General features: G+C 46.7%; 21 protein-coding genes and 1 tRNA gene. 10 read left to right on the top strand and 12 right to left on the bottom strand.

Features of this window, described 5'->3' with window-relative positions; genetic code table 11:
• Positions 1-152: 152 nt before the first annotated feature.
• Positions 153-229, bottom strand: a tRNA-Ile gene (locus ACXAH6_RS17540).
• A gap of 336 nt (positions 230-565) precedes the next feature.
• On the opposite strand from ACXAH6_RS17540, the gene ACXAH6_RS17535 reads away from it, so the two are divergent.
• Complete coding sequence (locus ACXAH6_RS17535) at positions 566-895, top strand: hypothetical protein (protein ID WP_474878939.1); 330 nt, start codon at positions 566-568, stop codon at positions 893-895.
• Positions 896-931: 36 nt separating this feature from the next.
• Here ACXAH6_RS17535 and ACXAH6_RS17530 read toward each other — a convergent pair whose 3' ends face one another.
• Positions 932-1,708 (bottom strand): hypothetical protein, encoded by a 777-nt coding sequence (locus ACXAH6_RS17530; protein WP_474878937.1) that lies wholly within the window; start codon positions 1,706-1,708, stop codon positions 932-934.
• A 302-nt stretch (positions 1,709-2,010) separates the two neighbouring features.
• On the opposite strand from ACXAH6_RS17530, the gene ACXAH6_RS17525 reads away from it, so the two are divergent.
• The 7 genes from ACXAH6_RS17525 (at position 2,011) to ACXAH6_RS17495 (ending at position 7,083) form a co-directional block, all read left to right on the top strand.
• Positions 2,011-2,346: a DUF3718 domain-containing protein gene (locus ACXAH6_RS17525; protein WP_474878935.1), complete on the top strand. Its 336-nt coding sequence runs from the start codon at positions 2,011-2,013 to the stop codon at positions 2,344-2,346.
• 99 nt (positions 2,347-2,445) lie between these two features.
• A complete protein-coding gene (locus tag ACXAH6_RS17520) occupies positions 2,446-3,297 on the top strand; it encodes a LytR/AlgR family response regulator transcription factor (protein WP_474878934.1) in 852 nt (283 codons plus the stop codon).
• 86 nt (positions 3,298-3,383) lie between these two features.
• A complete protein-coding gene (locus ACXAH6_RS17515) occupies positions 3,384-3,779 on the top strand; it encodes a CidA/LrgA family protein (RefSeq protein ID WP_474878932.1) in 396 nt (131 codons plus the stop codon).
• On the top strand, positions 3,772-4,515 hold the full coding sequence (locus tag ACXAH6_RS17510; protein WP_474878930.1) for an LrgB family protein: 744 nt from the start codon (positions 3,772-3,774) through the stop codon (positions 4,513-4,515). The genes ACXAH6_RS17515 and ACXAH6_RS17510 overlap by 8 nt, the downstream gene beginning before the upstream one ends.
• A 138-nt stretch (positions 4,516-4,653) precedes the next feature.
• Positions 4,654-5,652 carry a response regulator gene (locus ACXAH6_RS17505; RefSeq protein ID WP_474878929.1) on the top strand — a complete coding sequence of 333 codons (999 nt, stop codon included), beginning with the start codon at positions 4,654-4,656 and terminating at the stop codon, positions 5,650-5,652.
• A complete protein-coding gene (locus tag ACXAH6_RS17500) occupies positions 5,649-6,146 on the top strand; it encodes a PAS domain S-box protein (protein ID WP_474878928.1) in 498 nt (165 codons plus the stop codon). The genes ACXAH6_RS17505 and ACXAH6_RS17500 overlap by 4 nt, the downstream gene beginning before the upstream one ends.
• 145 nt (positions 6,147-6,291) lie before the next feature.
• Positions 6,292-7,083 (top strand): DUF2884 family protein, encoded by a 792-nt coding sequence (locus ACXAH6_RS17495; protein WP_474878926.1) that lies wholly within the window; start codon positions 6,292-6,294, stop codon positions 7,081-7,083.
• Positions 7,084-7,157: 74 nt separating this feature from the next.
• Here the strand turns inward: ACXAH6_RS17495 and hemW are convergent, their stop codons facing one another.
• The 4 genes from hemW to ACXAH6_RS17475 form a co-directional block, all read right to left on the bottom strand.
• Complete coding sequence (gene hemW / locus ACXAH6_RS17490) at positions 7,158-8,297, bottom strand: radical SAM family heme chaperone HemW (protein ID WP_474878924.1); 1,140 nt, start codon at positions 8,295-8,297, stop codon at positions 7,158-7,160.
• Positions 8,290-8,892 carry an RdgB/HAM1 family non-canonical purine NTP pyrophosphatase gene (rdgB, locus tag ACXAH6_RS17485; RefSeq protein WP_474878923.1) on the bottom strand — a complete coding sequence of 201 codons (603 nt, stop codon included), beginning with the start codon at positions 8,890-8,892 and terminating at the stop codon, positions 8,290-8,292. Before rdgB ends, hemW begins: the two co-directional genes overlap by 8 nt.
• Before the next feature lie 8 nt (positions 8,893-8,900).
• Positions 8,901-10,163 carry an ATP-dependent RNA helicase SrmB gene (gene srmB, locus ACXAH6_RS17480; protein ID WP_474878922.1) on the bottom strand — a complete coding sequence of 421 codons (1,263 nt, stop codon included), beginning with the start codon at positions 10,161-10,163 and terminating at the stop codon, positions 8,901-8,903.
• A gap of 95 nt (positions 10,164-10,258) precedes the next feature.
• Positions 10,259-11,362, bottom strand: coding sequence for a tRNA nucleotidyltransferase/poly(A) polymerase-related protein (locus ACXAH6_RS17475; RefSeq protein ID WP_474878920.1), 1,104 nt, complete (start codon positions 11,360-11,362; stop codon positions 10,259-10,261).
• 227 nt (positions 11,363-11,589) lie between these two features.
• On the opposite strand from ACXAH6_RS17475, the gene ACXAH6_RS17470 reads away from it, so the two are divergent.
• On the top strand, positions 11,590-12,498 hold the full coding sequence (locus tag ACXAH6_RS17470) for an ExeA family protein (RefSeq protein WP_474878918.1): 909 nt from the start codon (positions 11,590-11,592) through the stop codon (positions 12,496-12,498).
• Entirely contained in the window at positions 12,495-13,691 is a 1,197-nt protein-coding gene (locus ACXAH6_RS17465) for a general secretion pathway protein GspB (protein WP_474878917.1), read from the top strand. Before ACXAH6_RS17470 ends, ACXAH6_RS17465 begins: the two co-directional genes overlap by 4 nt.
• A 19-nt stretch (positions 13,692-13,710) precedes the next feature.
• On the opposite strand, the gene ACXAH6_RS17460 is transcribed toward ACXAH6_RS17465, so the two are convergent.
• The 6 genes from ACXAH6_RS17460 to ACXAH6_RS17435 form a co-directional block, all read right to left on the bottom strand.
• Complete coding sequence (locus tag ACXAH6_RS17460; protein ID WP_474878916.1) at positions 13,711-14,898, bottom strand: HD-GYP domain-containing protein; 1,188 nt, start codon at positions 14,896-14,898, stop codon at positions 13,711-13,713.
• 294 nt (positions 14,899-15,192) lie between these two features.
• Positions 15,193-15,804, bottom strand: coding sequence for a 3-isopropylmalate dehydratase small subunit (gene leuD / locus ACXAH6_RS17455; RefSeq protein WP_474878914.1), 612 nt, complete (start codon positions 15,802-15,804; stop codon positions 15,193-15,195).
• A gap of 2 nt (positions 15,805-15,806) precedes the next feature.
• Positions 15,807-17,207, bottom strand: a complete 1,401-nt coding sequence (gene leuC / locus ACXAH6_RS17450) for a 3-isopropylmalate dehydratase large subunit (RefSeq protein WP_474878913.1) — start codon at positions 17,205-17,207, stop codon at positions 15,807-15,809.
• A gap of 9 nt (positions 17,208-17,216) precedes the next feature.
• The gene (gene leuB, locus ACXAH6_RS17445) at positions 17,217-18,314 is read right to left on the bottom strand and encodes a 3-isopropylmalate dehydrogenase (RefSeq protein WP_474878911.1); all 1,098 of its coding nucleotides are present in this window, start codon (positions 18,312-18,314) and stop codon (positions 17,217-17,219) included.
• Positions 18,315-19,877: a 2-isopropylmalate synthase gene (gene leuA, locus ACXAH6_RS17440; protein WP_474878909.1), complete on the bottom strand. Its 1,563-nt coding sequence runs from the start codon at positions 19,875-19,877 to the stop codon at positions 18,315-18,317. It lies immediately after the preceding gene.
• A gap of 259 nt (positions 19,878-20,136) precedes the next feature.
• The gene (locus tag ACXAH6_RS17435) at positions 20,137-20,808 is read right to left on the bottom strand and encodes a hypothetical protein (RefSeq protein ID WP_474878907.1); all 672 of its coding nucleotides are present in this window, start codon (positions 20,806-20,808) and stop codon (positions 20,137-20,139) included.
• Between the last annotated feature and the right edge of the window lie 79 nt (positions 20,809-20,887).

Genomic DNA, 20,887 nt, shown 5'->3' with positions numbered 1-20,887 from the left:
GGTTTTAGAAACTTTGAAAATTATCGAATAAGAGTGATGACCCATTGTGGATGGGATGGTGTTATCAATCGTGTAAGGTGAATGCTGATCCCCCGTTTATGGGGTAGAGCCGTGAATGTGGGTTAAAGTGCTGAGTTTTAATGTAGCGAAAATGGTGGCCCCACCCTGACTTGAACAGGGGACCTGCCGATTATGAGTCGGATGCTCTAACCAACTGAGCTATGGGGCCATTTTTAGCTGCAACGGGCGTTGCGTTGTTTCTACACGAGTTTGCAGAAACGGCCGGAAGTATAAGCAGTTTTGTTACGCTTGTCACCCTTTCGAAATCGCTTCTGGTTTATTTGCTTAAATAATGTGCTTAAATCTACTTTAAGTACGGCGTGCCGCTGTGAAATTGAACAGAATTTTTGCTAAATAGCGTTGTTTTTTAGATAATTTGCTATTATTTAACAGGACATTGACAAAAACGACGCTCAGCGTCATTTTCATAGTGCACGGATGAGTGATATTTGCTATCTTTCTGGCAACTATAACTTTTTACCGGCAAGCCAGCACGGAGATAATAATGACCGAAAAGCCTTATCTGGTAAGCGGCCGCAACACCATAATCCACAAAGTGCGGAAGTGGGATCTATTGATCGTTAACGGTGATCTGGAGCCGCCTATTTTGGTAACGTTCCGCGGAATTAAAGCGTACGACGGGAAAATTCCTGATAACAAACGCGAAGCCAAACAGATGGACGTTGAGCTTATCGACCTGAGTAGTGGTGAAGTGTTTGGTGATGAAAAAACACTTTTGTTTGTTCAAACCCTCAACGGCAAAGAATACAAGGTTGATTATAGTAAGGTTGGCACACCTAACTTTATTAAGATCCACCAAGAGAGTTTCTTCTAAGTAGAAACCTCGTTAAACATAGCCAGCGGCCCTTTCTTACCTGAGAGGGTCGCTTGTGTTTGTGGGTGTAGCACTAACGGGTAACACCGCATTGCCGTCGACCGAAACCCTATCAGGTGCAACACTCTGTTGTGCGCAAGGCTTGGGGTAACGCCAGCCTTCTTGCCCCCAATTATCGGGTAATAAACTGCTAAAACCTTCAATGTGGGTGTCTTGGCCTTTTATCTGTACATAACCTTTTTGATAAATATTGAATCGGCATATATCTATTGGTGTTACTTCCGACGCATTAATGTCTTTTAAGACTCCCGCATACTCAAGCCCTTTAGCGACTAGTTCTGAACAAAATAGCTCGCTTAAATCTTCTTTGTTCCACGTTAGTTTTTTTAATAATGGTGTTGCATCGGTGCGGTCTACCACCGAGCCAAATAGCTGCCAAATATCGTATTTTTTGTGACGCTGCTTTTTTAAAAACTGAATAAACTGTGCACGATTGGCTTTTACCGACAGCCGAAATTGCTTACTAAGTGGCAGCCACCAAATGTCGCCCTCATAGCCGCTAATTCGTTCAAAGGCACAATTCTCCATCACGGTTCTTTTACCTCTGTACGACGTGGCCTCCATCAATCGGCAAGCACCAGACTGATTGAATGTAGCACTGCGGTCAATGTCTATTACAACCGCGGTATGGGTAACCACCGAGCGTGTGGTGAGCTTGGTCCATTTAGAAAACAGGCTATTGCCGCCAAAAGCGATAATGTCGCCAGGGTGGAGAAGAGGAAATACTTCATCAAATGATTTACGCGTTAACATATCACATCCTTATGCGGGTTATTGTGGCGCTACATTCAGTAGGCTGAAGGTCCTACACTCCGTGAATGTTACAAATTGTATTTAACTTGCGATTAACATGCGTTGTCAATAGACCGATTAACTGCGGTAATCGGCAATTTGTCGCAATATCTCAAATAGCCGTCGATGAGCGAATAATTCCATCACTTTACACACTCACTGCCTACTGTATTACTGCGCCAAGACGGAAAGGTTGTCGTTAGCTTAACTGCTAGTGTTTTCGCGACGGGGCGCTTTGTTGGGTTATTTTAGAGGACATTGCCATGACAACTCAATCTTCAATGTGTAAAGCCGTTATTATCGGCGCTGTAGCGGTAAGTAGCTTAATGTTTGCATCTGGCGCGTCAGCCGCGAAAATGCCAGTTTCACTGGAAGACGATTTGATTAAAGTGTGTGAGGCGATCCGCGACAACAATCGTTTGCGATTGCATCAAGCGGTTAAAAACTCAGGTCTGTCGTTTCGCACATTGGCTGACAAGCTAGTTTGTAACGGACAAGATATGTTGGCATTTGCAGCCACCCATGGCGCAGACAATACACACGCGCTCATTGCCAGACGCACAAATTTAGACACGCGCACGTTAACGGCAAAACGTTAAGTGGACTGAGGCACGATGAACAAACTAGTTTCATCCCTGAGAGTTGGGCTACCTCGGTCAGCAACACGAACCCAGGTAGCTCCTTTTTTGGCTATGACTATGGCACCTTGTTTATCTCATTCGGAGCAACTGAACAAACCTGAACCTCCGCCTTTAACTTTGGTCGTGGTGAAAAGCCAATACCCGCACCATGACGTTGCTTTATGTGATGTGTTGATTCAGTGCGACGACACCGTGCATTTACAGCAGTGCGATACTGTTGAAGAAGGAACAAGCTTAGTGGCGAATAATCCTGCCGCTATGATGTTTATTGATATTCAGCTTGCTGAGCGTTTACCCGCTAATTTGACAAAAGCGGTGCCAACGGTAGTTTCTGGAGATTCATGTCAGGATGCCCTCAAGGCATTTGCGTTGAACGCGAAAGGATTTGTTTTACGACCTTATCAATTTCTTCAGGTAGAAAATGCGGTGGTGCATTTGTTTCAGCAAGTCAGGCTAGAAGCGAAACGTCAGCAGTTTGAGCGGGTGTGTGAACAGCTTAGTGCGCAGCACGGCGTGCCGTTACCAGCCTTGGCGGCAAGCCTAAGGCGTCAATGTAAACCCCCAAGTAGTTATGAACAGGTAACTATACGTTGTGGTAATACTTGGTTGTGCATTCATCCTCAGGCGATTAAGTGGATAGAGGCGGCGGGCGATTATATGTGTGTGCACACTAATGAAGAAACCCACATTGTTCGCTCAACACTCATTGAATTACTTAAACGCCTTCCCGCAGAACGTTTTGTGCGTGTTAATCGTTCCGTTGTGGCCAACCTTGATCGTGTGAAGCGGGTCGTCTCCAGTGGTGGTAGTGTTCATCATGTTGAACTAGATGATACGGTGCGTTTGAAAATTAGCCGACGTTATCTCACTGCCTATTGGGGGGCTTACAAACGTCAACAATCTGAATGATTTACGACTCAAGTAGAGTAGCTTTATATATCAGTTATCGGTAAGGTGTTGCATGAATAGGCATTCATCTTGCGATAGGATCATACATGGCTCAATTTCGTCAAACCGCATTGGGTTTGGCTGCAATCTTCTTTTTCTACAGTGTCGGGCACATAGTACACAGTGTGTCTGGTGTGACCTTACCTGCACCGCTTTTTGGTATGCTACTGCTCTTTATTTTTCTTGTTTGGCGTGGGCGAGAACCCATTTTTATCGCCGCTGGCGCAAAACCTTTACTCGGGCATATGGCTGTGCTTTTTGTACCAGCCGTAATTGGTGTCGCTTTGTATTGGGAAAGCATAACAGCCTATTGGGCTTCACTGTTTGTTGCCATCGTGCTGTCGACGATTTTTAGCTTAGGTGTGGCAGCTTATCTTGCTCAGCGCGTATTAAAAAGTAAACAGTCACTACCTCAAGTCAGTGAAGAAGCAGAACATGAGTAATTCTGCTTCCCCCTTAATCGATGCCGTTTATGGTGTTGTGCAAGCTACCTTTAGTTGGCAAGGGGCTATGTGGCTCGCGACCACGTTATTAGTATACGCTGGGGCTTTGTACGTTAATCGCTTGTGTAAGGGCAGCCCAATCGCACACCCCTTAGCGCTCACCGCATTAGGGGTAGGGGCATTGTTGGCAGTGACCCATACGCCCCCCGCAGACTACCAACTTGATGCGTCGTTGTTGCACTTTTTACTCGGGCCAGCAACGGTTGCGCTGGCACTGCCAATGTACGGGCAATGGGAAAAAATACGGCATTTAGGGTGGCGCTTAGTGGCGGCTATTGCGGTTGGAGGTGTTGTTGCACCAGTTACTGCTTGGTTGGCTATGTACCTTGCCGATGCAACGCTTGCATTGCAAATGACCATGTTGGTGAAGTCTATTACCAGCCCGTTAGCAATGGAGGCGAGTGCGCTGATTGGCGGTATTCCGGCGTTAGCCGCGGTGTTTGTTATTATTACCGGAATTGTTGGCGCTATTGCTGCACCACTTACTTTTTCTTTGTGCAAGGTTGAAGACCCATCAGCACAAGGAGTGGCTTTAGGTAGTGTGTGCCATGCGGTGGGTACGTCTAAAGCTATTCACATGGGGCAGGAAGAAGGCGCGATGGCTACCTTGGGCTTATGTATAAATGGTGTGATGACTGCATTCATTTTACCCACGGTCATCCCGTTGTTTATTTAAGGATAAAATCGCACAACTTTGTGTTGTGATGAATGGCAATTTATTGAAAAACTGCTATTTCTTAATGAGTAGGAAGTATAAGTATCATCAATTTTTGTCAGTTTATTTGTTCAGTCAATGTAAGGTTTACAATACATCATGTATTCGGTTTTGATTTGTGATGACTCTTTAGTTGCGCGAAAGCAAGTTGCTAAATGCTTGCCGCAAGACTGGGAAGTTGCAGTACATTTTGCCAAAAACGGAGAGGAAGCAATTGCTGCTCTGAAAGAAGGGAAGGGCCAACTACTGCTACTTGATTTGAACATGCCGGTTATGGATGGCTACGAAACGTTAAAGGCAATTCAAACAAATAATATAGACGTACGTGTTGTAGTGATATCAGGCGATATTCAGCCAGAAGCGCACGAACGTGTTACGGCCATGGGCGCAAAAGATTTTATTCGTAAGCCTGTTAGCCCTACAGAGTTATCGGCGGTGTTACAAAAACACGGCCTAATGGAGGCGCCCGATCCACAGGAAGAAGAGCTACCGCCGTTAAATCCAGATATTCGAGATTGCTATCAAGAGATCACCAACATTGCCATGGGGCGTGCAGGCGACCATTTGGCGCGAATATTAAATGTTTTTGTCCGTTTGCCCATTCCTAACGTAAACCTAATTGAAGTGTCTGAGCTGCATATGATGCTCAGTGACATTGAAGGTCATGACGCAGTCACAGCGATTTGCCAAGGCTTCCTAGGGCCAGGGATTCGCGGTGAGGCTTTGTGTATTTTAAGTGACTCTAGTTTTAACGATGTTGCGCGTATTCTCGATATCAAAGAAGAAGTTGACGACCGCGTGCAATTAGAGCTGTTAATGGATACCGCAAGTATATTAATTGGTACTTGTTTGTCAGGGCTTGCAGAGCAAATGGACGTGTCTTTTAGTCAAGGCCACCCCATAGTATTAGGCCAGCACCGCAATGTGAATGAGATAATAAAGGCCAATAAAATTCGCTGGCGTAGAACATTAGCTATTGAAATTAGCTATGGCCTTGAAGGGTACAGCGTGCATTGCGACCTTGTTTTATTGTTTACCGAAGACTCGATGAAAACCATGGATAAAAAACTGGCCCATTTTATGGAGGCATTAGAATGAGCCATCACGAAGCCCTTGAAGAAATGCAAATGTTCCACTGGATGCTTGAAATGGTGCAGTCGGTGGATGTGGGAATTGTGGTTTTGGACCGCGAATTTAAAGTGCAAGTATGGAACGGCTTTATGGAAAGTCACAGTGGCTTATTGCCCAGCGAAGTCCGTGACAAAACCATTTTTTCTTTGTTTAGTGAAATGAATGAAAATTGGTTTAAACAAAAAGCACGCCCCGTTTTTGAATTGAAGACCCGCGCATTTATGACGTGGGAGCAGCGCCCTTATTTATTGAAGTTTCCCAACTATCGGCCGATTACCGGTAGTGAGGAATACATGTACCAAAATATTACGTTGTCGCCCTTAGTGTCTACGACAGGGCAGGTTAATCATATTTCTATGATGATCTACGACATGACCGACGTGGCGTTGAGCGGCAAACAGCTCGAATCTCTGCAAGTATTACAAAGTGAGCAGCTAGAAAAACAACGCCAGTCAGGTTAGTAAATAACCGCTGTAAACGACCGTATATTCAGACTTTCAGCTAGTCTTGAGCTGTTCGAGACTAGCTGTCATGTTCAACCTGAATATTAGTTTACTGGTCGGATAGTCTCTTTCTATTTATTCTTAACCTCACCACAATATCGGTATGAAATCAGACTATTTATTCACTGCGATAGCTTGGTTACTCCTTGTGTCGTGGTGCTTACCGGCAAATGCGGAGTTTACCTGCGACATCGATTTGGAGTATGGCTTAATTGCCAGCGACTCCCAATTACGTGTGGTTACGCCAGAATCGCTTACATTGGTTCAAATTAACGACCAATCTCAACTCTTTATTGAAGGCCGTTGGCAAAAGCTCACGCCAGAGCAAGAAGCTCTGTTGCGTGATTACGCCCGTGGTTTGCATTACGTCGTGCCAAAAATGATTGTGTTGGCAACAGAGGGGGTCGATTTAGCCGCAGATACCATCGAGCATGTGTACTTGGGGTTGGTGGGAAGCGATCATGAGAGCTATGAACGGTTAAGCCGTGCGATGAAGCGCGTGAAAATGCGTGTAAAAGACAAGTTTAGGCATGCGAGTAATCATTACTTTATTGGCCCAGGGTCGATGGAAAGTGTGGATGATTTTGTTGATAGCGGCATTGAAGCCGAATTAGAGGAAGCGATTACTACATCGGTAGGCGGGATTTTGTCAGCGATTGGTGGGATTAACGTGAACAGCCCCGACGTAGACAGCGAGAGAGTAGCGGCTATTACACGTCAATTAGAAGTCATGGGCGAGCAATTGAGCCATGAAGTTGGCCCCAAAGCCAACAGCTTAAAAGAAAAAGCACAGTGGTTTTGCAATAAGCTCAAGCGCTTAGACGATGATGAAGAGCAGCTACGTGCGCAAGTACCGGCTTTCCGTCCTTACGATATTATTGTTAGCCGTCATTGAGTTACGCGTTAACGTTAAGCAGAAAACTTCAACCTTTATGGGCTTCTTACGAAGCCCTTTTTTTTGCGTAGAGGTTACACTAATGCTTCGAGCAAACTGTTCAAATAGCGGCGACCTTTCGCCGTGACTTGCCAGCTTGTAGAGCTTTCTAGCAATAGCCCCTGATCTGAGGCTTTCGCTAACGCCGCAATTTGTTCGTTGTCTAGTGTAGCGCGGGTAAAGTCGTAAAAGTCCTGTTTTGGACAAGGCTCTACCAGTCGAAAACGATTCATAAAAAACTCAAACACCTGATCGTCGTCAGCCACGATTGATTCGTCATCAAGATAAGGGCGTTGTAGATCCATGTATCCACGTGGGTGTTTAACTTTAACAGTACGCGTAATAGTGCCTTGGGTACTATCGGTTATTTTACCGTGGGCACCACAGCCAATACCTAAGTAGTCACCAAAACGCCAATAATTCAAATTGTGTTGGCATTGAAACCCCGGTTGGCTGTAACCCGATATTTCATATTGTTCGTACCCTGCGGCAGTGAGCATATCATGCCCTTGTGATTGAATATCCCACAATATATCGTCGTCGGGTAGCGTAGGAGGCTTTGAATAAAACGGAGTATTGGGTTCAATGGTGAGCTGATACCAGCTTAAGTGTTTAGGAGCAAACTTGATCGCCGTTTGCAGGTCAGCAAGGGCGTTGTCGATGCTTTGGTTAGGTAGTCCGTGCATCAAATCAGTATTAAAACTAGTTAGGCCAGCACCTTGTGCTTGTTGAATGGCGAATTGAGCTTGTTCGCTGTCGTGAATTCGCCCCAACGCTGAGAGGTGTTGAGGCTGAAAGCTCTGAATGCCAATGGAAAGGCGGTTTACGCCCCCTTGTACATACCCCGCAAAACGTCCCGCTTCCACTGTTCCAGGGTTGGCCTCCAGTGTAATTTCCGCGGTGTCAGCTAAATCGATACGGGTTCTCACGCCGTCTAACAACTGCGCGATGCCTGCTTCACTGAATAGACTAGGCGTACCACCACCAATAAAAATACTGGTTACAGTGCGATTAGGTACGCGCTTGGCATCTTCAGCAAGGTCGTCGAGTAGATGCGCGATGTAGGCCTTTTCAGGAATAACATCGCGCTGGCCGTGAGAGTTAAAGTCGCAATAAGGACATTTTTGTACACACCAAGGAATATGTATGTACAGGCCTAAAGGCGGGTTACGCAAAAGCTTCTCTCATTTGATTGATCAGTAAGGGAATTGCTTGGCCACGATGGCTCAATGAATTCTTAGTTGCTTTATCCAGTTCTGCCGACGTGCACTTGAGTTCAGGTACATAAAATACTGGGTCGTAGCCAAAACCGCCTTCGCCAAAAGGCGTTTCTGTGATGTTGCCATGCCATAAGCCTTGGCTGATTATGGGGGTTGGGTCATCTGCATGACGCATCATAACTAGCACACAGATGAAATACGCGCGGCGTTCAGCTTCGCCATCCAATTGAGTGAGTAACTTAGCGATGTTATCGCTATCAGTGGCGTTTTGGCCGGCGAATCGGGCGGAATAAATGCCTGGAGCACCGCCAAGTGCACGCACTGCTAACCCAGAGTCATCCGCGATGGCTGGTAGCCCTGTTACTTTTGCCGCATGGCGTGCTTTGATAATCGCATTTTCAATAAAAGTGGTGCCGGTTTCAGGCACATCTTCAACGCCTAACTCCTTTTGAGGAATAACCTCTACAGAGAGCGGGGCAAGTAAGTCGGCAAATTCTTTCACTTTGCCTTTATTGCCTGTTGCTAATACGATTTTCTGTGGAAATGACATATTACGACTTATCCTTCCGACTTCTTAGCCTTGGCCTTCGGTGCTTTTGATTTATTTTTCGCACCTTTTGCTTTTACCTTGGCCTTACCTTTGGTTTTCACTTTTTTCTTTTTCGCCGTAATTTTAGGCGCTTTGCTATTGGGGCGTAAACCGTCGATATAACGTGCTTTGAGTGGCTCGCCAGAATAACGCTCAGCTTTTCCTAGCATTTCAAAGTCGTGAGCTTCAACCAGTGATATGGCGGTACCTTTAGCGCCAGCGCGGCCAGTTCTGCCAATACGGTGTACGTATATATCGGCTTTACGTGGCATGTCAAAGTTAATCACGTGGCTCACATTGGGTACGTCAATACCGCGAGCGGCTACATCGGTTGCCAACAAAATAGGTAGTTCACCTGATTTGAAGCGCGCGAGGGCGGCGTTGCGTTTATCTTGTGGCATTTCACCTTGTAGCCAGCACACTTCAATGCCTTCTTTGAGCAAGGTGTCTTTTAGCCATTGTAAGCGGTCACGGGTTTTAACGAACACTACTGCCGTAGAAACCTGATTTTTAAGAATGTGAACCAAAAGCGCCGTTTTATGTGGAAGGTCATCCGCACGGTGATACCACTGTACAATTTTATTGCGTTCACGGCGTGAAGGGTCAGCTTCTAAAATAGCAGGCTCATTGAGAATATCGCGGGCAAACTGTTTTACGCCCGCGCCTTCCAGTGTGGCCGAGAACAACATGTTCTGTTTACGCCATTTCGCCTCAGCAGCAATTTGATTCACAATGGAGCGAAAGCCCATATCTAACATACGGTCGGCTTCATCGAGAATAAGGCATTCGATGTCGCGACAGTCTGCGTGTTCTTTTTCAATTTGGTCGAGTAAACGCCCCGGCGTGGCAACCAAGATGTCCAAATTTTGGCTTAGGGTTTCTTTGTCGGTCCCAAAGTTGATACCGCCGGTGATCACGCCGCACACTAAATTTGTGTACTGGGTAATGGCTTTGGCTTGTTCGTATACTTGCAGCGCTAGTTCACGCGTAGGCGTGAGGATCAACACACGGGTTGCGCCTGGCTCTTTACGCGGGAAGTCGAGTAGCGCCTGACAGGCAGGAAGCAAGAACGCTGCAGTTTTGCCTGTTCCCGTAGGCGCAGAAGCTAAAATGTCTCGGGCGTCTAGTGCTTCCGGTAGTACTAGTTCTTGGATGCTGGTCGGGCGGGTAAAGCCCATTTCGGCGACGGCTTTGCACAAGGCATCGTCGAGTTGTAATTCTTCAAAGGTCATTGCGACAGTCACTCACAGTAATATGAGCGCTATTGTAGCATTGACGCCTCAGAATGCTGAACCTTATCGGCCCATAAGCGCAAAAATTCAGGTGTTTATTTGAAAAATGCCGCGATTTTCTCTTTGCGAGCAGAGTTTAACGCAGTTTTGATTTCAGGCCCCTTCACTCCGGTAGCAATGATGGCTTTAACATCAATGGCTTTCGCTTGCGTCAGCGCGGCCTCAATATTTTGTCGTTGGCCTTGCCAGCGCGACTGCTGTTCATTTGCTAATGCAATGGCATCAATACAATTTAGTAAGGCAATAAACCGCTCTTCTCTACGCCATGCGTCACAGTTTTGAAATACCGCTAACAGGCGCTCAGTACTGAGTTGTTCGTTCAATAACGATGAAGTGTGCGAAGCTGCCATCTGCGCCAATGCTAGCTCGGCATTGGGTACGTGAATGCGTTCGCACAGTGACGTAACCTCGTCGACAGGGTGGTTGTGAAACAGTGATGCCCAGCGTTCCACTAATGCTTTTTGCAACACGGCAGCACATGCTAGGGCGGCAAAATCTGTTTTATCCGACATTTCCTTAAACCAAAAATTCAGCGCGCCTGTTGCTTGTAATGTGGTGAAATAAACTTGTGGTGAAGACTCCATCACACTGCGGCGAGTTTCTTGCCATATGCGATGTGGGCTAATTGCAGATAGCTCTTCTGCCGCCGTCATTGTGCTCATTCGTGCTAGGGTTTCTTCTGCAATGGTAAAACCTAGTTCGTGATAGCGAGCGGCAAAACGGGCGACACGAAATACGCGTAGCGGATCTTCGTTAAACGCCTCGGATACATGGCGCAGAATTTTGTCTTTTAGATCTTGTTGCCCATTATAAGGGTCGATGATTTGGCCCGATTTATCTTGTGCCATAGCATTTATGGTGAGGTCGCGGCGCAGAAGGTCAGCTTCAAGCGTTACTTCGGGAGAGGCGTCACATGCAAATCCTGCATAGCCCACACCGGTTTTTCTTTCTGTTCGGGCAAGGGCATATTCTTCTTTGGTTTTAGGGTGTAGGAATACGGGAAAGTCTTTGCCCACGGGAGCATAGCCCTCGGCGAGCATTTGCGCTGGAGTGGCACCTACAACAACCCAATCGCGATCGGTAACAGGCCTTCCTAACAGTGCATCGCGTACCGCACCGCCTACCAAATAGATTTTCATAGTTTTCTTGTAATAAGTGTGAACTTTCAAACGTGTATTATGCCTTACGCTGGTATCGGATGGAAATGAACACAACGACGAGTGTTGCTGCGGTGACGCTGAGGTTTTTCCTCGCATCGCTTTGACAAGCGCATACGGACTCGTTAGTTTATAGCCGTCGCCTTTTCTGGCTGCGTCAGTGGTAGCTTGCCATTGTTTACGTCTAGCCCAACAAGTGAAATTAACGGATGTACTTAAATTATTTCGGGCTCACGGATAACCCGTTTTCTATAGCCCCCAATCCTGATTATTTGTATATGAGCCCTCGTCATAAAGAAGCGTTGGCACACCTCACATTCGGGCTGCGAGAAAGCGGTGGCTTTGTCATGCTCACAGGCGAAGTTGGCACTGGGAAAACCACGGTTTCGCGTAAGCTCTTACAGCAACTTCCCGAAAATACCCAAGTGGCTATGATTTTAAACCCGACGTTGTCTGCCATAGAGTTACTCGCCACAGTATGTGATGAGCTAGGGGTTGATTATCAAGCTGATAAAGCGAGTTTGAAGTATTTTACTGACTGTATTTTGGCCAAACTTGGTGAGAATCACCAAGCAGGAATCAATACAGTGTTGTTGATCGACGAAGCACAACACCTTTTGCCAGAAGTGCTAGAGCAATTGCGATTACTCACTAACCTCGAAACAAACAGAGAAAAGTTACTCAAGGTGGTGCTAATTGGGCAGCCTGAACTTCAGCAGTTGTTAAAACGCAACGAGTTACGTCAGTTAGCTCAGCGTATTACTGCGCGATATCATCTTTTGCCTTTAACGGGCGAAGAAGTGAAAGCGTATATTGCCCACCGATTGAATGTGGCCGGAGGTGATGCGGCCATGTTTCCCGCGTCTACATTACGCGCCATTTATACGGTGTCGTCTGGCATTCCCCGGGTGATTAATTTGTTGTGTGATCGCGCACTCACCTTGGCTTATACCAAACAAGCAGCGGTGGTGAAAAAGTCGTTGTTCCTCGCTGCTGCCGACCAGATTTTGGGTGAAGATGTGGTGAGTCAACGAACGCAGTCAAATATGATGTGGCTGCATGTGTTGGCCTTGATATTAGCTATGGGTGCAGGTTACTGGGTAGGAGGCGCGCTATGAGTCAACTGATCTCTATTGATGAACTCGCACCAGGCATGGTTATTGTGCGGATTGTGGAGCAAAATGGTCCGGTTAAAATTCGCAAATCGGGTTTAGTCACCAGTACAGCTATGGTGCAAGGTTTAGCAGAAATGGGGGTATTAGCTCTGGAAATTGACCCTGAGCAAACCGTTGAAATTGACAAGCCGGCACCCAAACAACATCGCACGCAAACCCAAGCGCTATTGAGAGGGCAGTACGACACGGGCATAGATGCCAGCAGCGCGATGTCGGAGCAATTTAATCGCAGTTTGTTTTTGCCCACAGTGCAGAGTTTACCTAACCTTTGGCAGCGTCATGCAAAAACATGGACGCGTTTAGCAGGTATAGTGGTTATCGGGTTTGTCATTGGATTCGTAGGCGCACAAGCTCCAAAATGGGTGTCGTTCGAGCCACAAGAGCAAATCACTACCGCAAACACTACCGACAGCGAAAAAGATGCCGAGGTAGAGACAAATCTAACAGAAATATTGAGCGAGCCATCTGCGCAAGTGAATGTTTTGCCCGCTGCTAAAAAAGTGACGCCGGAACAAGTCGAGGTTGTTAATCAACAAAACACGTCAGCAAATAGTTCCCCATCGCTTACTCAATCTGCGAACGAAAACTCAATCAGCCAAGTCGATACACAAAATCAAGCTCAAACTCAAACAAATGCGCAGCCCCAATCGCCAGAACAGGAACAGCCTAAAATACTTGGGTATCAACCTGACACGGCTCAATCCCAGGCTGGGCAGCCACAATTTGCCAACAATAGTGCTTATCCAGAAGGAGAGGTGTTGAATGAGCAATCTGACGATAAAAACGTAGATATATCACCTGAGCTGCTGGCTAAGTTTAATCAAGCGATTGAAGAAATCGACAATGAACGCGATAGTGGTACCAGTGCGCCAAAGCCCGTTGTGAACGTACACAACGACGTGCAGCGTGTGGACCAGCTGCCTGTGCGTATGTTAACGCAATTGCCCAGTATGGCCTTTAGTGCGCATATGTATGCGTCAAATCCTGCTGACCGTTGGGTACGAGTTAATGGAAAACAAATGGGCGAAGGAGATTGGATCACTGACGAAGTGCAAATAGTGCATATCGACCCTCAGAAGGTCATTATGCGTTTTCGTGGTGAAGAGTTTTCAATGGCAGCGCTTACGGATTGGTAAGCGCTCGATTAGCTTGTGATTACTTTAATTGCTGTAAAAAGACTTCTTTAAAGAACTTGGGCAGGTTGATATTGAATTCTTCTGGAGTTACGCCAGAAAGAATTTCATCGTCAACTTGGGAAAGGTCAAGACGCTTAATCTCACTGTAGTGATTACCCGTTATGCTGTAGAAGGTCATGATGATGGGGTTAAGTGCATCGCGAGGGTTACGTTGACTGACAATTCCCAGTCGGCCGCTCTTTAATCGCACTAAAGACCCGACCGGATACACCCCTAGGCATTGAACAAACTGTTTCACGAGGTCTTGATCTAACCCAGCTTGTTTAGTGAGTTTTTTCAATGCCACGGTTGAGGTGACTTTTTTCTGGTGGCTGCGCGTTGAAATCATCGCATCGTAGCTATCGACAATGGCAGCCATACGCGCAAAAACATGAATGTCGTCGGTGGTTAACCCTCTGGGGTAACCCGAACCGTCACAGCGTTCATGGTGTTGACGAATAATATCCAAGACCAAATCTGAAATATCGCCGTGTTGTTCGAGCATCTCAACGCCCATTTCAACATGACTTTTTATTACGTCCCAATCTGCCCCGCTGAGTTCTCCTTTGTGTTGGTACAACTCTGGCGGGATCATCGACATGCCCAGATCCATCAATAGCGCACCTAAACTCGCTTCTTCTACCATGTCTCTGTCGTAGCCGATATGGTTGGCAAAAATCGACATAAGAATACTGCAGTTAATGGAATGTTCGAGTAAATATTCGTCTGCATTTTTGATCATGGTTAAGCAAGACAACGCATCTTGATTGTCGAATACGCTCTCGATAATAGAGCGTGACAAATCCGCTGCTTGTTGATTGTCTTTTGCACTGCCGGTTTTCAAAGAGTTGATAAAATCACTTTGCATATTCACGGCTTGGGTATACAGCGTATTCGCTGAATTGAGAGCGTCGGCGTGATTAGTGGGTTTGGCTGGTGCAGAAGCCGTTGTCTCTTCTGGTGTATCTGCTTGTACTTCTTGTTCGGCTATCTTGCTCTTTGCAAAGTCTACTTCAACAACCTTAATACCTTTGGTTCGCAACTGTTCAATAACTTGAAGGGTTTTGACCATGCCACTGGAGCGCATCTTCATGTTACCGCTTTGTTCGACAACTTGTTGCACATACATGCCAGGTTTTAAGTCATCAATAGTCACGTTTTTCAGCATGTTTGCTCCTGCTACTTATAGGGTCGTTTTTTGCTGTTATTTAGGCGTAATTGGGGCGCCTGAAATTAATAAGGCAAAGTTTAGCAACAAAACTGCCGCAAGTGGGAGGCATTTTTTCTGATTCTGTTGTGATTAATCAATGAATACGCGGAGTGCGTCACGTGCTGAAGTTGAAGTGCAAGCAGAAATGGTGTCGAATTAAAAAGCGGTGTTGCCACTAATGCGTGACATCACCGTTTTAATCCCAATGCCATTATCTGGCTTTACTGCAAGAAATGATATGGGGTACGTAGCTTACAACCATGCGGGTTGCTTACCCTCGTAAGCCTCAATCGTATTGGTAAGCTCAAGGGTTTGACCAATGGCATCTAAGCCTTTGAGCAGGTTGTTTTTGTGATGCTCAGCAATCTCAAAGCTCACCGTTACATCACCAACAGAAACCGTTTGCGCGGGCAAATCAACGGTAAAGCTTGCCGCTGGGTTTGCTTCTACAGCTGCGAAAAGCTTGTCCATTTCAGGGTTGGCAAGTGCAACCGGAAGTAATTGGTTGTTGATACAGTTGCCGTAAAAAATATCAGCGAAGCTGGTGGCAATCACAACCGAAAAACCGAAATCGGCCAGCGCCCATGGTGCGTGTTCACGGCTTGAACCACAGCCAAAGTTTTCGCGAGACAACAAAATGCTTGCGCCTTGGTGTTCTGGTTTATTCAACGAAAACTCAGGGTTTGGCTCTTGTTCGTGTAGGTCGAGGTAGCGCCAGTCGTGAAACAAGTGCTTGCCATAACCAACGCGTGTTACACCCGTTAGAAACTGCTTAGGAATAATTTGGTCAGTGTCGACGTTAGCTTGATCCAACGGACATGCAATACCAGTGTGTTGGGTAAAACCTGTGGTGTTTTGACTCATGATTACTCCTGAAAATCTCTGACGTCGGCAAAATAGCCTCGCAATGCCGCAGCGGCTGCCATGGCTGGGCTAACCAAATGAGTACGTGCATTTCGCCCTTGGCGGCCTTCAAAGTTACGGTTGCTGGTTGATGCGCAGCGATCGCCTGGGCCAAGAATATCGTCGTTCATACCTAAGCACATAGAGCAACCGGGTAAACGCCATTCAAAACCCGCGTCGACAAAGATTTTGTCTAACCCTTCAGCTTCGGCTTGGCGTTTTACCGCGCCTGAGCCTGGAACGATGATCGCGGTGACCTTGTCAGATACTTTACCTTGCTTAGCAATCGTTGCCACTGCGCGTAAATCTTCAATACGCCCATTGGTACATGAGCCGATAAACACGTGTGAAACTGGGATGTCGGCGAGCTTGTCGCCTGCGTTAATGCCCATATAAGCCAAGGCTTTTTTGGCTGACTCTTTCTCAATAGGGTCGCTAAAATCTTCTGGTCCTGGCACTGGTGTTGTTACACCAATGACTTGGCCAGGGTTAGTTCCCCATGTTACCTGTGGTGCGATATCTGCCGCTTCTAATTCAACCACGGTGTCAAAGGTTGCGCCTTCATCCGTGTATAAGGTTTTCCAGTAATCAACCGCTGCTTGCCAATGTGCTTCGCTGGGGGCGAACTCGCGGCCTTTTAAGTACGCAAACGTGGTTTCGTCTGGTGCCACCATACCTGCTTTCGCGCCGGCTTCGATACTCATGTTGCAGATGGTCATGCGCTCTTCCATCGACAAGCTTTCGATGGCTTCACCGCAGTATTCGATAACGTGACCAGTAGCTCCTGCATGGCCAATTTTACCAATAATCGCAAGAATTATATCTTTGGCGGTAATCCCCACTGCCAACTTGCCATTCACCTTAATTTGCATGCTTTTAGCACGGCTCTGCTTCAAGGTTTGCGTAGCAAGTACGTGTTCAACCTGAGACGTACCAATACCAAATGCTAGGGCGCCGAACGCGCCATGAGTGGCCGTATGTGAGTCACCACAAACTACGGTAAAACCCGGTTGAATTAGGCCTAATTCAGGCCCCATTACGTGTACTATTCCTTGTTTTTGGTGACCGACAGGGAATAGTTTTACACCGTGTTCTTCACAGTTTTGTGCCAGAGTTTGCAGTTGTAGTTGGTTTTGCGGGCCACAGGCATCCAATGCGAGAGAGCGCGTAGAGATGCTGTGGTCCATAGTTGCAAATGTGCGGTCGGGACGACGTACCTTACGACCCTTCTCATTCAAACCGGCAAATGCCTGTGGTGATGTTACTTCGTGAATAAGATGACGGTCGATATAAATCAAACTGTCTTCACCGATTTGATCAACGATGTGAGCTTCCCACACCTTGTCGTATAAAGTCTTGGCCATGATGAGATATTACTCCTGATTCAATATCTGACGTACGATTTCGTCGCCCACTTGAGCCGTTGTTGCGGCTTCTGATCGTTTTTCTGGGGCTAACAATTCGCCTGTAAGTACGCCTTTTTCTAGTGTCGCTACTACGGCTGCGTCGATGGCATCAGCAGCTGCGACTTCATTTAAGCTGAAGCGAAGAAGCATGGCAGCAGACAAAATTTGCGCGATTGGGTTAGCAATGCCTTTGCCCGCAATATCAGGTGCTGAGCCGCCTGCTGGCTCATACATGCCGAAACCTTGCTCATTGATACTGGCTGAAGGAAGCAAACCCATAGAGCCGGTGATCATGGCGCATTCATCAGAAATGATATCGCCAAATAGGTTAGAACAAAGCATCACGTCAAATTGTGCAGGGTCTTTAATTAACTGCATGGTCGCGTTATCAATGTAGATATGTTCAAGTTCTACATCGGGGTAATCTGCGGCCACTTTTTCAACTATTTCACGCCACATACGGCTGGTAACAAGCACGTTGGCTTTGTCTACCGAGGTCACTTTGTTACGGCGTTTTTGCGCCGCTTCAAAGGCACTGACTGCAATGCGGCGGATTTCGCGTTTGCTATAGCGCATAGTGTCGTAGGCAAATTCTTCTTCGCCTTCACCTTCGCGACCTTTAGGCTGACCAAAGTAAATACCACTGGTGAGTTCGCGTACTACCAGTACGTCAACGCCGCTAGCAGCGATATCTGCACGAAGTGGAGACAAAGCCGCAAGCTCTGGATAAATACGCGCTGGACGTAGGTTGCTGAACAAGTCAAAGTGGCTGCGCAGGGTTAATAGCGCAGCGCGCTCTGGGCGCTGTTCAAGCGGTAAATTGTCCCACTTCGGGCCACCGATTGAGCCGAATAAAATGGCGTCTGCGTCTTCACAACCTTTTAAGGTTTTTGCAGGTAGGGCTTCGCCTTCGGTGTCGATGGCATAACCACCAACAGGGTAATCGGTACGCGTAAAAGAGAGGCCAAACTTCTGCTCGATGGCATCCAACACTTTATTGGCTTCTTGCATGACTTCCGGGCCGATGCCGTCTCCGGCGAGCACCGCGATGTTATATTGGCTCATTTATACTCCTGCTACGCGTACTTGTTGATTCTTCTGTTGGTCGATTTGATCGGCCAAATGAGTGTTGTTCAATACGAAGATTAAGGCTTTTACACCCGCTTCTACGATATCAGTGGCAAGGCCGATACCGTGGAAACGGCGACCTTTGTATTCGGCAATAATGCCAACTTGGGCCAAGGCGTCTGCACCTTCGCCTTTTGAGTCGAGTTTAAAATCGACCACTTCTAATTCGTGATCATTACCCATGATTTGCATAATGGCATTAAAGGCAGCATCAACTGGCCCGTTGCCTGTTGCAGCTTGGGTAACTGTGTCGTCACCTACTTCTAGTTGCACGGTTGCACTTGGGATAATTTCGCGGCCTGCGGTGGCCTGTAAATAAGACAACTTATAATAGGAAGACTCTTGCTTCTGTTGGTCGAAGAACAAGATGGCTTCTAAATCATAGTCGTAAACCTGACCTTTTTTATCAGCAAGCTTCAAAAACGCTGTGTATACCGCTTCCAAATCGTATTCGTCAGGTTGATAACCCAACTCCATCAAACGGTGTTTGATGACGTGGCGGCCTGAACGCGAGGTAAGGTTCAAGTTGTTCTTGTTAATACCCACGCTTTCAGGGGTCATAATTTCATAGGTATTTTGCGCTTTTAATACACCGTCTTGGTGAATGCCCGATGAATGACTAAAAGCATTCGCACCGACAATAGCCTTGTTAGCTTGAACCGGCATATTACAAAGTTGGCTGACCAACTTAGAGGTGCGGTAAATCTCTTGCGACTGGATATTGGTTTCAAAACCAAGCATGTCTTTACGAGTTTGTAAGATCATGGCGATTTCTTCCAACGAGCAGTTCCCAGCACGTTCGCCTATACCGTTAATGGTACATTCTATCTGACGTGCACCTTGCTCTACCGCTGCAAGAGAGTTGGCTACTGCCAAGCCCAAGTCGTTGTGGCAGTGCACAGAAATAATTGCTTTGTCGATATTGGGTACGCGGTTGAATAACTGCTTGATGATACCACCAAACTCAGTGGGAGTCGTATAACCCACAGTATCTGGAATATTCACCGTGGTCGCGCCGGCATTGATTGCAGATTCAACCATTCGGCAAAGATAATCGATGTGGGTACGGCCTGCATCTTCACAAGAAAATTCCACATCGTCAGTATAGCGTCGAGCGTGTTTAACCGCAGCAACGGCCATTTCTACGATTTCGTCTTGTGACTTACGCAATTTACTATTTACGTGGATATCTGAGGTGGCGATAAAAGTGTGAATACGGAATTGGTCAGCAACTTTTAACGCTTCACCACAGGCGGTAATGTCAGCCTCAAGTGCACGGGACAATCCACACACTGTGGCGTTTTTCACTTCGCGAGCAATTTGCTGAACCGATTTGAAATCACCGGGAGAAGAAACGGGGAAACCCGCCTCAATGATATCAACGCCAAGACGCTCGAGCGCGAGCGCGATCTGCAGTTTTTCTTTAGCGGTTAAACTGGCAGGCAAGGCTTGTTCGCCGTCGCGCAAGGTCGTATCAAATATTTTTACCTGATTCGTCATGGCTCTTGTACTCTTGGTTTGTTAGTTAAAAAAAAACCCGTGCTTAGCACGGGTTTTTGTAGTTATTCTTTGCTGGTCGCAATCTACCCGTGCAGTCTCGCTGCCATAAGGAGTAGAAGTGATAGAAGAAAACGCGACATTTTTAGGGCTTTGTTTTTCGTTGACCAGTTAAGTAGGCACAATGTAACGGTTAAGCCTTGGTCAGGTCAACCCTTAGTTACATAAATTACATAACTTTTGGTTATAAATATTTTGAGAATTACAGGATATTAGGATGGGATTCTCTAAAATGGGGCCAAATTAACGTGGTCGAAAGTAACATTTCACGCAAACTGAGTGTACGTGGTGATGTTTTTCCTTTGTGATTCCAGCTATGGCCGCAACACGCAGAGGTCATAATGGCTTTACTGGGCTTACACAGGGTGAGGTTGTCATATTCAGATTTAGGGTTGTCGAGGTATTGGCCATTAAAATCGAACCAACCGAGTTTATTTAAATGCACAGTGTGATTTTCGCTTTGTACTCGGTCGATACTGTCGAGTTCAATATGTTCGCCGCCTATTTGCTCAACGCGCACAGGAACCACCAACCCATAGTTCGCATAATCACAGTACCAAGCATAGGTTTTAGCTTCATCGTGCAAGCGCGCAGGGCTTTTGCTGGGTTGTTTGGCTTGCCAGCTGGCATTGTGGTTGTCTACATCAATAGGGGCGGGGTTGTGAGCTAAATAGCGCGCTGCGCGTTTAACGTGATGCGTGAGGCCTGCTAAGCGACGTTGCATCAAAGACACCTGTTTAGGGCCTTGCTGGGCTAAATAAAGGAGTTCACGTTCGTAAAGTGCATTACAGAGTTCAGCAAACTCAGGTTGTGTATCCTGATTGCTTTGTGGGGATGAGAAAAAATCGGTCTGGGACGACGACGATTCGGTCATGTTCGACACTGATTCACTACAATAAACTCCATACCGGTACAGATTATATACCGGAATGGAGTAGTCAATAGCAAATCTT

Source organism: Alteromonas sp. ABE4_545, assembly GCF_056161325.1.
This window is presented reverse-complemented; position numbering and strand designations above follow the sequence as displayed.

What these genes read in the sequence shown, in the direction of transcription:
- ACXAH6_RS17535 (WP_474878939.1), top strand. Translation starts at nt 566, where the DNA reads ATGACCGAAAAGCCTTATCTGGTAAGCGGCCGCAACACCATAATCCAC.
- ACXAH6_RS17525 (WP_474878935.1), top strand. Translation starts at nt 2,011, where the DNA reads ATGACAACTCAATCTTCAATGTGTAAAGCCGTTATTATCGGCGCTGTA.
- ACXAH6_RS17460 (WP_474878916.1), bottom strand. Translation starts at nt 14,898, where the DNA reads ATGCTGAAAAACGTGACTATTGATGACTTAAAACCTGGCATGTATGTG.
- ACXAH6_RS17505 (WP_474878929.1), top strand. Translation starts at nt 4,654, where the DNA reads ATGTATTCGGTTTTGATTTGTGATGACTCTTTAGTTGCGCGAAAGCAA.
- leuC (WP_474878913.1), bottom strand. Translation starts at nt 17,207, where the DNA reads ATGGCCAAGACTTTATACGACAAGGTGTGGGAAGCTCACATCGTTGAT.
- ACXAH6_RS17465 (WP_474878917.1), top strand. Translation starts at nt 12,495, where the DNA reads ATGAGTCAACTGATCTCTATTGATGAACTCGCACCAGGCATGGTTATT.
- ACXAH6_RS17470 (WP_474878918.1), top strand. Translation starts at nt 11,590, where the DNA reads ATGTACTTAAATTATTTCGGGCTCACGGATAACCCGTTTTCTATAGCC.
- ACXAH6_RS17530 (WP_474878937.1), bottom strand. Translation starts at nt 1,708, where the DNA reads ATGTTAACGCGTAAATCATTTGATGAAGTATTTCCTCTTCTCCACCCT.
- rdgB (WP_474878923.1), bottom strand. Translation starts at nt 8,892, where the DNA reads ATGTCATTTCCACAGAAAATCGTATTAGCAACAGGCAATAAAGGCAAA.
- ACXAH6_RS17510 (WP_474878930.1), top strand. Translation starts at nt 3,772, where the DNA reads ATGAGTAATTCTGCTTCCCCCTTAATCGATGCCGTTTATGGTGTTGTG.
- ACXAH6_RS17475 (WP_474878920.1), bottom strand. Translation starts at nt 11,362, where the DNA reads ATGAAAATCTATTTGGTAGGCGGTGCGGTACGCGATGCACTGTTAGGA.
- srmB (WP_474878922.1), bottom strand. Translation starts at nt 10,163, where the DNA reads ATGACCTTTGAAGAATTACAACTCGACGATGCCTTGTGCAAAGCCGTC.
- ACXAH6_RS17520 (WP_474878934.1), top strand. Translation starts at nt 2,446, where the DNA reads ATGGCACCTTGTTTATCTCATTCGGAGCAACTGAACAAACCTGAACCT.
- ACXAH6_RS17500 (WP_474878928.1), top strand. Translation starts at nt 5,649, where the DNA reads ATGAGCCATCACGAAGCCCTTGAAGAAATGCAAATGTTCCACTGGATG.
- leuA (WP_474878909.1), bottom strand. Translation starts at nt 19,877, where the DNA reads ATGACGAATCAGGTAAAAATATTTGATACGACCTTGCGCGACGGCGAA.
- leuD (WP_474878914.1), bottom strand. Translation starts at nt 15,804, where the DNA reads ATGAGTCAAAACACCACAGGTTTTACCCAACACACTGGTATTGCATGT.
- leuB (WP_474878911.1), bottom strand. Translation starts at nt 18,314, where the DNA reads ATGAGCCAATATAACATCGCGGTGCTCGCCGGAGACGGCATCGGCCCG.
- ACXAH6_RS17515 (WP_474878932.1), top strand. Translation starts at nt 3,384, where the DNA reads ATGGCTCAATTTCGTCAAACCGCATTGGGTTTGGCTGCAATCTTCTTT.
- ACXAH6_RS17435 (WP_474878907.1), bottom strand. Translation starts at nt 20,808, where the DNA reads ATGACCGAATCGTCGTCGTCCCAGACCGATTTTTTCTCATCCCCACAA.
- ACXAH6_RS17495 (WP_474878926.1), top strand. Translation starts at nt 6,292, where the DNA reads ATGAAATCAGACTATTTATTCACTGCGATAGCTTGGTTACTCCTTGTG.